The sequence below is a fragment of the Acidovorax sp. FG48 genome (assembly GCF_057809085.1).
The window spans coordinates 37,811-49,887 of record NZ_JBMDJH010000028.1 but is presented as its reverse complement, the minus strand read 5'-3'; the positions used below and the strand labels follow the sequence as shown (position 1 = coordinate 49,887).

The following is a 12,077-nucleotide window of genomic DNA, read 5'->3' as shown; positions in this document are numbered from 1 at the left end:
CGTCGCGCGACGGCGCGGTGCCCAGCAGCGTGGCCTTGTGGTTGGCCCACGCCGATTCCAGTTGGGTGTAGGTATCGCGGATGGTGGGCGAGGGCGCATAGGCCTTGAGTTCGGCCAGCTGCCGCTCGAACAGCGCCAGCGACTGGTCCAGCACGGCGCGCGCTGCGGGCGTGTCGGACTTGTGGGCCAGTGCCAGCCAGGCTTTGCCCATGCGCTGGCTCAGCATGCGCTGGCGGCCTGCCTTGTTGATGGCGTCGTTCAGGTCCGTGACCTGGGCCTGGGCGGTGCCCAGCGACATGATGCCCAGGGTGCTCCAGGCCGTGGTGTAGCCGGCGGCGGTCAGCAAGGTGCGGCGTTGCATGGTGTGGGGCTCCGGGCGCTTCAGGCGGCGGTCAGCGGGGCAAACTGGCGCGTGTCCACGGCGGCCTTGTCAAACTCGAACCAGGGGTCGGGCTCGCCGTCCAGCGCAAACTGCAGCTGCTCCCACAGCGCCTTGCGGCCTTCGTGGTCTTCGAGAATGCGCTTTTTCACATAGTCCAGGCCCACGCGGCTCACGTAGTGCACGGTGCGCTCCAGGTACCAGCCTTCCTGGCGGTACAGCTCGCAGAATGCGCCGGTGTATTCCAGCACTTCTTCGGCAGTTTTCAGCTTGGTGAAGAAGTGCGCCACCTCGGTCTTGATGCCGCCGTTGCCAGCGATGTACATCTCCCAGCCGCTGTCCACGCCGATGATGCCCACGTCCTTGATGCCGGCCTCGGCGCAGTTGCGCGGGCAGCCGCTCACCGCAAACTTGACCTTGTGCGGGGCGTACATGCGCCACATGGCGCGCTCCAGGTCCTTGCCCATCTGTGTGCTGTCTTGCGTGCCCATGCGGCACCACTCGCTGCCCACGCAGGTCTTTACGGTGCGCAGTGCCTTGGCGTAGGCGTGGCCGCTGGGCATGCCGATGTCCTTCCACACGTTGACCAGGTCTTCCTTCTTCACGCCCAGCAGGTCAATGCGCTGGCCGCCCGTGACCTTGACGGTGGGGATGTTGTACTTGTCCACCGCATCGGCAATGCGGCGCAACTCGTCGGCCGTGGTCTCTCCGCCCCACATGCGCGGGATGACGCTGTAGGTGCCGTCCTTTTGGATGTTGGCGTGGCTGCGCTCGTTGATGGCGCGGCTTTGCGGGTCGTCCTTGGCGTCCTTGGGCCAGGTGCTGATGAGGTAGTAGTTGACGGCAGGGCGGCAGCTGGCGCAGCCGTTGGGCGTCTTCCATTCCATGAACTTGAAAACATCGCCAATGCTCAGCAGCTTGTTGGCACGGATCGCGTCGCGCACCGCCTGGTGTCCGTGGTCGGTGCAGCCGCACATGGCCTTGGTCTTGGGCGTGGCGCTGTAGTCGCCACCGGCGGTGAACATGATGATCTGCTCGACCAAGCCCGTGCACGAGCCGCACGATGCGCTGGCCTTGGTGTGCTTGCGTACTTCATCCAGCGTGAACAGGCCCTTGTCCTTGATGGCCTTGCAGATGGCGCCCTTGGTCACGCCATTGCAGCCGCACACCTCGTCGCTGTCGGCCATGGCCGATGCCTTGCTTTGGCCCTGGTGGCCCACGTCGCCGATGTTGCTCTCGCCAAACATCAGCTTGTCGCGGATGTCGCTCACGCTGCGGCCATCGCGCAGCAGCTTGAAGTACCAGCTGCCGTCCACGGTGTCGCCATACAGGCAGGCGCCCACCAGCTTGTCGTCCTTGATGACCAGCTTCTTGTACACGCCGCCAAAGGGGTCGCTCATCACGATCTCTTCGGTGTTCTCGCCGCCCTGGAAGTCGCCCGCTGAAAAAAGGTCGATGCCTGTCACCTTGAGCTTGGTGGAGGTGAGCGAGCCCTGGTAGCGCCCGATGCCGAACTCGGCCAGATGGTTGGCCAGCACCTTGCCCTGCTCGAACAGCGGGGCTACCAGACCATAGGCAATGCCCCGGTGTGCCGCGCATTCACCCACGGCGTAGATGCGCGCGTCGGTGGTGGTTTGCAGCGTGTCGCTCACCACAATGCCCCGGTTCACGTGCAGGCGCATCTTTTCTGCCAGCGCGGTGTTGGGGCGGATGCCCACTGCCATCACCACCAGGTCGGCGAGCACTTCGGTGCCGTCCTTGAACTTGACGGCGCTCACGCGGCCTTCGGCGTTGCCCACCAGTTCCTGCGTCTGTGCGCCCATCAAGAAGCGCATGCCACGGTCTTCCAGCGACTTCTGCAGCATCTTGCCCGCCACGTCATCGAGCTGGCGCTCCATCAGCGAGGGCATCACGTGCACCACGCTCACGGTCATGCCGCGCTTCATGAGGCCGTTGGCAGCCTCCAGGCCCAGCAGGCCGCCGCCGATGACGACGGCGTGTTTGTACGTGGCGGTTGCGTCGATCATGGCCTGTGTGTCGGCAATGTCGCGGTAGGCCAGCACGCCCTGGAGGTCTTTGCCGGGCACGGGCAGGATGAAGGGGTTGGAGCCCGTGGCCATGATGAGGCGGTCGTACTCGGCGGTGATCACATCACCGTCTTTGCTGGTGGCGGTGACCACGCGGCGCACGCGGTCCACATCGGTCACGGTGAAGCCGGTGTGCAGCGTGATGTGGTTGTCGGCGTACCACTGCCAGTCGTTGAGGATGATCTCGTCAATCGTCTGCTCGCCCGCCAGCACGGGTGACAGCAGAATGCGGTTGTAGTTGGGGTGCGGCTCGGCCCCGAAGACCGTGATGTCATACAGATCGGGGGCAATCTTGAGCAGCTCTTCCAGCGTGCGCACACCGGCCATGCCGTTCCCCACCATCACCAGTTTGAGCTTTTTCATTGTGACTCCGTCGGTTCCATCGCCTGGGCGATGCCAAAAACAAAAAAGGCGTCCACACGATGCAGCTCCGACCTTTCATCGAAACCGCATGTGGGGACGCCTTCGTCCATACAACCCCTTGGTGCGCCGTTGCACCGCTGAATTGCGTGGCCCCGTGGGGCCGTTGCTTTGGGTAAGCAATGGCCGTGCCAGAGTTTGTGCACTGATCTGGGGTGACAGCACAGGGGCCCGCCCTGTGCAGCACGCGTTGGGGGGCGGTAGCCGTGGACCGGGCTGCGCGCAGCGGTGCATGCATGCACCAGCTTGGGAATGGAACCTGCATGGAGCTGGTGCATGAGTTTTGAACTGGACATCGGCCACACCTCGCAAGCTGGGCGTAACGAAGTCAATGAAGACTTTGCCGCCCTGTTGCAAGGGCAGGGGCGCGACCGCGAACGTGGCGCCATTGCAGCCATTGCCGATGGCGTGAGCACCGGAGGCAACGGGCGCGAAGCCGCCCAGACCACGGTGAACACGCTGGTGAACGACTACTTCGCCACGCCCGACACCTGGGACACCACCGTGGCGCTGGACCGCATCCTGAGCGCGCACAACGGCTGGCTCGCGTCGATGAACCGGCGCCGCCAGCCCGCCGTGGGCCTGACCACGCTCACCGCCATCGTGCTGCGCGGCCAGTCGTACACGCTGGCCCATGTGGGTGACACGCGCGCCTATCTGTTGCGGGGCGGCCGGCTGCAACTGCTGACGACCGACCATGTGATGGCGCAGCGCGACTTTGCGCACCAGCTCACCCGCGCCATGGGCCTGGACGACCATGTGGTGGTGGACTACAGCCAGGGCGAACTGCACAGCGGCGACCTGCTGGTGCTGCTGTCCGATGGCGTGCACGGCAGCTTGCCGGAGCGTGAGCTGCGCCAGTTGCTGCGGGCGGACGCGAGCGCCCAGGCACTGAGCGACGAGATCACGCGCGCAGCCCTGCGCCGGGGCAGCACCGACAACGTCACCGCACTGGTGGTGCGGGTGCAGGGGGCGCTGGAGGCCACCTTGCAGGACGAGTCCCGCCGTGCCCTGCAGTTGCCGGTGTTGCCACTGCTCAAGGTGGGCGACCCGGTGGACGGCCTGGTGGTGACCGCGCTGGTGGCCGATAGCGGCGTTCACCGCATCTACCAGGTGCGCGACCCGGCCACCCAGCGGCTGTATGCGCTCAAGACCCTGGTCCCCGCCCGCGCGCATGATGCGCAGGAGCGCGCCACGCTGGCGCACGAAGCCTGGGTGGCCCGGCGCATGCAGTCCGGCCACGCAGCGGTGCATCTGGCGCGCCTGAACACCTGGCCGGCCGAGCAGGGCGGTGCAGGCCCCGGCGCCAGTGCGTTTTATCTGCTCTATGACTGGCATGCGGGGCAGACCCTGGGCCAGCGCCTGCGTGCCCGCCAGCACCTGGGTGTGCCCCAGGTCGTGTCGGTGGTGATGCAGGCGGCGCAAGTGTTGGGATGGCTGCACCGGCAAGGGGTGGTGCACCGCGACATCAAGCCCGACAACCTGCACCTGGGCGACGACGGCGTGCTGCGGGTGCTGGACCTGGGTGTGGCCCTGTCGGGCCGCGAGCCCGAGGCCACGCGCTGCCTGCATGCAGGCACCCCCAGCTACATGAACCCTGAGCAGTGGCCCGGTTACGAGAAGAACGGCGACCCGGCCGGCCAGTTGCCCGATGCGGGCAGCGACCTGTTTGCGCTGGGTGTCACGCTGTACCAGCTGCTGAGCCACGGGCGCCTGCCCTATGGCGAGGTAGTGCAGTACCAGTTGGGTCGCTACCACCGCGACCCGGTGGCGCCCAGCCGCCACCACCCCAGCGTGCCCATCTGGCTGGACCAGATCGCATTGAAGGCCGTGGCCCGCCAGCGCACGCAGCGCTTTGAAACCGCCGAGGAGTTGCTGCTGGCGCTGGAACGGGGTGCGTCACGCCCCTTGTCCGCCCCGGGCCCACAGCCGCTGATGCAACGCGACGCAACGGCGCTGTGGAAGATCGCGTTGGCGGTGAGCGTGCTGGTGAACCTGTTGCTGGTGTACTGGCTGCTGTTTTTGCCTAGGTGAGGCGATTGATTTGCTATTAGAAATATAGCTATCAAGGTATGAGGAAATTCCGCTGGGCGCCTATTTGGCTTGAAATGCGGCAAGGTGCTGCCGCGCCCTAACGGCTACGCCGTTCACGCGCCGCGCGCGCGTCCACCTTTCTCCGCCCACGTGCGGGTCCAGCGGATCTGCATCACCCGCAGCAGCACCAGCATGGCAGCGGCACACGCCGCAATGCCCACAAAGCCCCACAGATAGGTGCCTGTGTACTGGCGTGAAAAGCCCATGCCGTTGGGGATGAGGCCGCCGCCGAGCGCGCCGATCTCACCAATCATCGAGCCCGCCACCGCCGTGGACAGCGGCCAGCGCAGCGGCACCAGCTGGAACAGCGCGCCGTTGCCCGCGCCCAGTGCGGCAAAACACACCAGAAACAGCAGCATCGTCACCGGCAGCGAGTTCTCGGCCAGGCCACACAGCACCATGCTCACGGCGGTGACGGCCAGCACACCCGTGAGCGTGTTGACGCCACCCCAGTGGTCCGACAGCCAGCCGCCCATCACCCGCAGTGCCGCACCCAGAAAGGCCGCCAGCATGGTCAGCTGCCCCGCCTGCACCTTGCTCACGCCAAACTGGTCGTAGAAGTAGCTGGGCAAAAAGGCCGTCAGGCCGATGAAGCCGCCAAACGTCACGGCGTAGATCAGGCTGAACGCCCAGCCGTCTTTCTCGAACAGGCAGGCAATGTGCTCGCGGAACGTTGCGTGGGGAGCGAGGTCGGGTGGCTCCTTGGCATACACCGCCATCACCACGGCGGGCACAGCCACGCTCACGGCGGCAAAGCCATACACCGCCTGCCAGCCAAATTGCTGCGCCAGAGAGGGCGCCAGCAGGGCGGCCACCGCCGTGCCCACATTGCCTGCGCCCACGATGCCCATGGCCAGCCCCTTGAAGCGCGGAGGAAATGAGCCCGATCCCAGCGACAGCGCCACGCCAAAGCTCGCCCCCGCTACGCCCAGCAGAATGCCCAGCGCCAGCAGGTCGTTGAAGGTGTGCACGAACAGGTAGCCATAGCCCATGGCCACAAAGATGCCGGCCATCTCGACCAGCGTGGCGCGCTTGCGCCCGATGTACTGCGCCAGGATGCCCAGCGGAAACCGCATCAGCGCGCCCGCAAAAATGGGGATGGACAGCATCATCCCCATTTGCGTGGGGGAGAGCTGGAAGCTCTCGCGGATGAAAGGCGCCATCGCGCCGTTGATGACCCACACCGCGCACGAAAAACCGAAGTACAGAAACGACGCCCACAGCGTGGGGGCGTGGCCGGATTTGAGGAACTCTCTGAAGTAATGCATGGGTGTGAGTGCAAAGGGCAGGGGGGGCTTGCCCCTTGGCCCGGCCAGAAAACAAAAAGGCGTCCACACGGACCACGCGGGCTGACCAGCCCCAACGCACTCCATGAAGACGCCAACGTCCTGTTCGCCCAATCCGCCATTGCACCGGGCTGACACGCGGCCAGCGTTGGCCGCGCTCCGTGATAAGCAATGGGTATGCCAGTGCCGGAATAGACAGCTGTTTGTGAAAAAATTAGGGAATGCCAGGGTGGTAAGGCGAAAGCTGCTATCAAAAATGCACCGTCATTGGCTGCTCGGTACCCATATTGGTGCGCTGCGGCATAGCTCTGAGCGCTCTGTTGGGGTTTTGCACCAAGTTGGAAATGATTCGCAGCGGCACCAACAACTTGTTTCAAATCCTGTCGATTGCGCGTACGATGAAAACGGCATTTCCCACTGTCGGGCTGCTCTCGTAATCAGAGCAACCGTAGCTCTCCAAGAGGTTGTTATGCGCGTCAATCTGCCGGTCAGCCAGCACGAATATGCGTTTCCCAAGGGCCAGACCCTGGTGTCCACCACGGACCTCAAGGGCCGCATCCTGTACTGCAACCCGATGTTCATCGAGGTCAGCGGTTATGAGAAGGAAGAGTTGCTGGGCCAGCCCCACAACATCGTGCGACACCCCGACATGCCCGAGGAGGCCTACCGCGACATGTGGGAGACCATTGCCAAAGGCATCCCCTGGTCGGCACCCGTCAAGAACCGGCGCAAGGACGGCACGTTTTACTGGGTGATGGCCAATGTCACTCCACTCATGCAGGGCGACCAGCCCACCGGCTACATGTCGGTACGCACCGAAGCGACGCGCGAGCAGATCCAGGCGGCGGATGCCTTGTACAAGCAGATGCAGGCCGAAAAACAAGCCGGTACGCTGGTGCACCGGCTGTCGGCCGGTCAGCTGGTCAAAGACACGCTTTGGGGCCGCGTGGGCCGGGCTCTGGCGCTGGGGCCCATGGGCAAGATGATGGCGTGCACCCTGCTGCTGGTGGTGGCCTCGTGGTGCGCGGCCTTGCTGGGCGGGCACACGCTGTCGCTGGCCTCGGGGGCGGCGTGGCTCGGGGTTGTGGTGTTAGCGCTGGGCATGGCGGTCTACCTGCACCAGGTCACGGTGGCACCGTTGTCGCAAATGCTGTTGTGGGCCAACCGCATGGCGGCGGGTGACCTTACCCAGAAGATATCGGCCACGCGCAGTGACACCGTGGGCCAGCTGCAAAAGGCGCTGGCGCAGCTCAACGTGAACCTGCTGTCCATCGTGCGCGACGCGCGGCAGGAGAGCGAGCATATGCAGGTCTCCACCCGGGAGATCGCCCAGGGCAACCAGGACCTGTCGTCGCGCACCGAGGCGCAGGCCAGCAACCTGCAGCAGACGGCCGCGTCGATGGAAGAGATCACCGGCACCGTCAAGCAGACCGCAGAATCCGCGCGCCAGGCCTCGGTGCTGGCCACGCAGGCCACCCAGGTCGCCGAGCGCAGCAGCAGCGCGGTGGACGGTGTGGCCGACACCATGAAGCAGATCCAGGCCGCGTCCGGCCGCATCAGCGAGATCACGCAGCTGATCGACTCCATTGCCTTCCAGACCAACATCCTCGCGCTGAACGCAGCGGTGGAGGCGGCCCGCGCTGGCGACCAGGGGCGTGGCTTTGCGGTGGTGGCCTCGGAGGTGCGCAGCCTGTCGCACCGCACGCTCTCGGCCGCCAAGGAGATCCGCCAGCTCATCGATGACTCGGCCACCAAGGTCACCGAAGGCCATGAAAAGACCGATGCCGCGCAAAAGACCATGGCCGAGTCGCTGGAGCTGGTGCGCCGGGTCAACACGCTGATCGGCGAGATCCACAGCGCCTCCAACGAGCAGCTCAGCGGCATCTCGCAGGTCAACTCAGCCGTGGCGCAGCTCGATACCATCACGCAGCAGAACGCTGCGCTGGTGGAAGAGAACGCCGCATCGGCCATGCAGCTCAATGGCCAAGCGCAGACCATGACCGAGACGGTGCAGGTGTTCCGCATCGACGCGTCGGCACCCACCCAGTCGCGCGATGCGGTGGCGCTGCGCAAGGAGATGAAGGCCTCGTCGAGCAGCCGGGCGCTGGCGGCGGCCTGAGTTTCTGCGGAGCCGCGCCGCACGGTGCCGCCCCCGAGCCGGCACGGTGCCTCAGCGCCCCCTGCAACGGATGTCGCCAAGCCTCGGTCAGCGTGTTGCCGGGGGCGGGCGCACAGCGCACCAGGAGGCATCAGGTGCTCTCGCGCACTGTCAGCTCAAACCCCAGATTCACCGAGTTGTGCTCGGGCACCTCGCCACGCATCAGCGCCAGCAGCATGCGCGCGCTGGCCTCGCCCACGGCAGCACGGGGTGTGCGCACCGTGGTCAGCGGCGGCAGCATCTGGTCGCTGCCTGCCAGGTCGTTGAAGCCCGCAATCGCCACTTGGCCGGGCACCGAAAGACCCAGGCGCTGCGCTGCTAGCAGGCCACCCTGGGCCAAGTCGTCATTGCAGAAGAACACGGCATCAACACCCGGGCGTGTGCGCAGCAGCTCTTCCAGCAGTTCGCCACCCAGGCGCATCGACGAGGGCTGAGGGCTCAGCAGTTCCAGCTTGGGGTCGTACAGGCCAGCTTCGCGCAGACAGCGGCGGTAGCCCTCGGCGCGCTGCATGGTGCGCGGGTCCAGCTGGGCGGCCACAAAGGCGACTTTTTTGTAGCCCCGTGCCAGCAGGTGGGCCGTCATGCTGTGACCCGCGTCCTGCTGCGAAAACCCCACGCAGAACACGCCCGGCGCCGAGGTCATTTCCATCAGGTGCACGCAAGGCACGCCGCTGGCAGCAATCAGGTGGCGCGACGCCTCGGTGCGGTCAAAGCCGGTGACCAGCAGGCCCGCCGGGCGGTGCGCGAGGTAGGTGCGCAGCAGTTGCTCTTCCTCTTGCGGGTCGTAGTGCGTCACGCCGATCAGTGCCTGGTAGCCCTGCGGGAACAGGGTGCGGTGCACGGCCTCCAGCACGTCCACAAACAGCGCGTTGGACAGCAGCGGCACCAGCACCGGCACCTGCACGCTGCGCTGTGATGCCAGTGCGCGGGCGGCGGGGTCGGGCACATAGCCCAGTTGCTCTGCCGCGGCCTTCACGCGCTGCACCAGTTCTTGCGCCACCCCGCGCTCGCCCCGCAAGGCGCGGGACGCGGTGATGGGGCTGACCTCGGCGGCCTTGGCCACGTCGCTCAGCGTGATGCGGCCGCTGGAACGGCGTTTGGCGTCGGGTTTTGTCTCGGGTTTGTTCAAGGGTTAACCCTCAAGGGGCTGGGGGTGGATCTGGTTAGGATAGCGCTGTCCAAACTCTTGGGCAAGGCAACGCCAGCCATTTTGGATCAAGTTGCTCAGATTGCCACAGTTTGTTCGGCATCCAGACCGGGTGCCTTTTTTATGGATTGTTTGGATAGCGCTACCAATATGAGTTTTCAAGCGTCACCCGCTGTTGTGGTCGTCATGGGCGTGGCGGGCTGCGGCAAGTCCAGCCTGGGTTCTGCCCTGGCACAGGCCGAGGGCCTGCCCCTGATCGAAGGGGACGACCACCACAGCCCCACGAGCCGCGAAAAGATGCGCCAGGGCATTGCACTGACCGATGCAGACCGGGAAGGCTGGCTGACCACCTTGGGGCAACTGTTGCAAGCCCAACCCCAGGGCGCGGTGTTGACCTGCTCGGCGCTCAAGAAGGTCTACCGGGACCGCTTGCGCAACGCCTGCCCCGGGCTGCGGTTCGTCTTTCTGGAGATCGACCGCGCGAGCGCAGGCCAACGCGTGGCTGCCCGTGCGGGCACCCACTTTTTCTCCAGCGCCTTGGTGGACAGCCAGTTCGCCACGCTGGAATCCCCAGTGGGCGAGGCGGGCGTGCTGCGCCTGGATGCATTGCTGGACCTGCCCACGCTGCAACAGCAAGCCTCGGCCTGGCTGGTCACGAAGGAGACCGCATGAGTTCCCCCGCACAACAAGCCGTGCCGCAGAGTCGCTTTGCACGGATCTCCCAGGTGCTCATGGCCAGCTGCCTGGGCGTGATGGCTGTGGCCGTGTTCATCAACGTGGTGCTGCGCTACGGCTTTGGCAGCGGCGTGGCGGCCAGCGAAGAGCTGTCGCGCCTGCTGTTCGTCTGGATGGTGTTCATCGGCGCTGCCGCTGCCTACCCGGCAGGCGAGCACATGGCCTTCACCAGCCTCGCGGGCCTGCTGGCCAAGCGCCCCGTGGCGTTTGGTTTGCTGACCGCCGTGATCCGCCTGCTGGTGATCGCTGCCTGCGCCATGCTGGCCTGGGGCGCCTGGCAACAGGTGGTGGTGGGCATGGGCAGCCGCTCGGTGGTCATGGCCTACCCGGCGGCCTTGCTGCCACTGCCGGCCTTTTTGTGTGCGGTGGCCATCGGGGTGATGGCGACCATTGAATTGATTCAACGCAAGCCCTTGGACCTGGGCCATGGCGCGGAGGTGGAGTGATGTTCGGACTGACGCCTGAAGCCTTGGCCTTTGTGGTCTTTTCGCTGGGCATGCTGGTGCTGATGGGCACCGGCATGAACATGGGCCTTGCCCTGGTGCTCACAGGCGCTGGCATGGCATGGGTGCTCGATTTTTGGGACGCCCAGTTGCTGGCCCAGAACCTGGTGGCGGGGGTGGACAGCTTTCCGCTGCTGGCCGTGCCCTTCTTTATCCTGGCCGGTGAGCTGATGAACTCGGGCGGCATCAGCCGCCGCATCATCGACATGGCGCAGGCCTGGGTGGGGCACATCCGGGGCGGGCTGGGCTATGTGGCCATTGGCGCTGCGGTGCTCATGGCCAGCATGAGCGGCTCGGCCCTGGCCGACACCGCCGCGCTGGCCACCATCCTGCTGCCCATGATGCGGCAGCAGGGCTACCCCATGAATACGTCTGCTGGGCTGATCGCCTCGGGCGGCATCATCGCGCCCATCATCCCGCCGTCGATGCCGTTCGTGATCTATGGCGTGACGACCAATACCTCGATCTCGGCGCTGTTTGTGTCGGGCATCGTGCCGGGGCTGATGATGGGCGTGGGCCTCATCTTTGCCTGGCGTTGGGTGCTGCGCGGCATGGACCTTCCCCAGGGCGAGCCCTTGCCCATCAAGGACCGTCTGCGCGCCACCGTGCGCGCCTTCTGGGCCATGCTGATGCCGCTCATCATCATCGGCGGCATGAAGACCGGTGTGTTCACCCCCACCGAAGCCGCCGTGGTGGCCGCGTTCTACGCCTTGGTGGTGGCGCTGTTCGTGCACCGCGAGATGAAGCTGGCCGACATCTACGGCGTGCTGGTGCGCGCAGCGAAGACGACCTCCATCGTGATGTTTTTGTGTGCTGGCGCCCAGGTGGCCAGCTACATGATCACGCTGGCCGACCTGCCTAATGTGTTGACGAACTGGCTGGGCCCGCTGGTGGAGAACCCGCGCCTGCTGATGGCCGTGATGATGATCGTGCTGGTGCTCATCGGCACGGCGCTGGACCTTACGCCCACCATCCTGATCTTTGCGCCCGTGATGCTGCCCATCGCCGTCAAGGCGGGGATCGACCCGGTGTATTTCGGCCTGATGTTTGTGCTCAACGGCGCCATCGGCCTCATCACCCCGCCGGTCGGCACCGTGCTCAACGTGGTCGCCGGGGTAGGGCGCATCTCGATGCACAGCGTCATCAAGGGCGTGAACCCGTTTCTCATCACCTACGTGCTGATCCTGGCGTTGCTGGTGGTCTTCCCGCAGATCGTGACTGCGCCCGTCGTCTGGCTGCGCTAGCCGTTAGCTGTTTGCTTGTTCCTC

General features: G+C 65.5%; 9 protein-coding genes. 5 read left to right on the top strand and 4 right to left on the bottom strand.

Going from position 1 to position 12,077, the window contains the following annotated elements; translation table 11 throughout:
- Positions 1-361 (bottom strand): type IV pili methyl-accepting chemotaxis transducer N-terminal domain-containing protein (locus ACODSU_RS23815; RefSeq protein WP_488845332.1); only part of this gene is annotated, 361 nt, incomplete at its 3' end.
- A 20-nt stretch (positions 362-381) separates the two neighbouring features.
- The gene (nirB, locus tag ACODSU_RS23810) at positions 382-2,829 is read right to left on the bottom strand and encodes a nitrite reductase large subunit NirB (RefSeq protein WP_488845330.1); all 2,448 of its coding nucleotides are present in this window, start codon (positions 2,827-2,829) and stop codon (positions 382-384) included.
- A 333-nt stretch (positions 2,830-3,162) separates the two neighbouring features.
- Between nirB and ACODSU_RS23805 the strand changes: the two genes are divergently transcribed.
- Positions 3,163-4,920, top strand: a complete 1,758-nt coding sequence (locus tag ACODSU_RS23805; RefSeq protein WP_488845328.1) for a bifunctional protein-serine/threonine kinase/phosphatase — start codon at positions 3,163-3,165, stop codon at positions 4,918-4,920.
- 113 nt (positions 4,921-5,033) lie between these two features.
- On the opposite strand, the gene ACODSU_RS23800 is transcribed toward ACODSU_RS23805, so the two are convergent.
- Positions 5,034-6,248, bottom strand: coding sequence for an MFS transporter (locus tag ACODSU_RS23800; RefSeq protein ID WP_488845326.1), 1,215 nt, complete (start codon positions 6,246-6,248; stop codon positions 5,034-5,036).
- Between the two features lie 487 nt (positions 6,249-6,735).
- On the opposite strand from ACODSU_RS23800, the gene ACODSU_RS23795 reads away from it, so the two are divergent.
- Positions 6,736-8,385 (top strand): methyl-accepting chemotaxis protein, encoded by a 1,650-nt coding sequence (locus ACODSU_RS23795; RefSeq protein WP_110959901.1) that lies wholly within the window; start codon positions 6,736-6,738, stop codon positions 8,383-8,385.
- Between the two features lie 130 nt (positions 8,386-8,515).
- Here the strand turns inward: ACODSU_RS23795 and gntR are convergent, their stop codons facing one another.
- Positions 8,516-9,553, bottom strand: a complete 1,038-nt coding sequence (gntR, locus tag ACODSU_RS23790; RefSeq protein WP_295941132.1) for an HTH-type transcriptional regulator GntR — start codon at positions 9,551-9,553, stop codon at positions 8,516-8,518.
- Positions 9,554-9,721: 168 nt separating this feature from the next.
- Here gntR and ACODSU_RS23785 point away from each other — a divergent pair, with 168 nt between their 5' ends.
- From ACODSU_RS23785 to ACODSU_RS23775, 3 genes are read left to right on the top strand one after another with little or no spacing between them, the layout of a single operon-like run.
- Positions 9,722-10,243, top strand: a complete 522-nt coding sequence (locus tag ACODSU_RS23785; RefSeq protein WP_488845323.1) for a gluconokinase — start codon at positions 9,722-9,724, stop codon at positions 10,241-10,243.
- The gene (locus ACODSU_RS23780; RefSeq protein ID WP_488845321.1) at positions 10,240-10,752 is read left to right on the top strand and encodes a TRAP transporter small permease; all 513 of its coding nucleotides are present in this window, start codon (positions 10,240-10,242) and stop codon (positions 10,750-10,752) included. The genes ACODSU_RS23785 and ACODSU_RS23780 overlap by 4 nt, the downstream gene beginning before the upstream one ends.
- On the top strand, positions 10,752-12,053 hold the full coding sequence (locus tag ACODSU_RS23775; RefSeq protein ID WP_309822955.1) for a TRAP transporter large permease: 1,302 nt from the start codon (positions 10,752-10,754) through the stop codon (positions 12,051-12,053). Before ACODSU_RS23780 ends, ACODSU_RS23775 begins: the two co-directional genes overlap by 1 nt.
- Positions 12,054-12,077: the final 24 nt, after the last annotated feature.

Coding starts and splice junctions, on each gene's coding strand:
- ACODSU_RS23780 (WP_488845321.1), top strand. CDS start 10,240: ATGAGTTCCCCCGCACAACAAGCCGTGCCGCAGAGTCGCTTTGCACGG.
- ACODSU_RS23785 (WP_488845323.1), top strand. CDS start 9,722: ATGAGTTTTCAAGCGTCACCCGCTGTTGTGGTCGTCATGGGCGTGGCG.
- ACODSU_RS23805 (WP_488845328.1), top strand. CDS start 3,163: ATGAGTTTTGAACTGGACATCGGCCACACCTCGCAAGCTGGGCGTAAC.
- nirB (WP_488845330.1), bottom strand. CDS start 2,829: ATGAAAAAGCTCAAACTGGTGATGGTGGGGAACGGCATGGCCGGTGTG.
- ACODSU_RS23775 (WP_309822955.1), top strand. CDS start 10,752: ATGTTCGGACTGACGCCTGAAGCCTTGGCCTTTGTGGTCTTTTCGCTG.
- ACODSU_RS23800 (WP_488845326.1), bottom strand. CDS start 6,248: ATGCATTACTTCAGAGAGTTCCTCAAATCCGGCCACGCCCCCACGCTG.
- ACODSU_RS23795 (WP_110959901.1), top strand. CDS start 6,736: ATGCGCGTCAATCTGCCGGTCAGCCAGCACGAATATGCGTTTCCCAAG.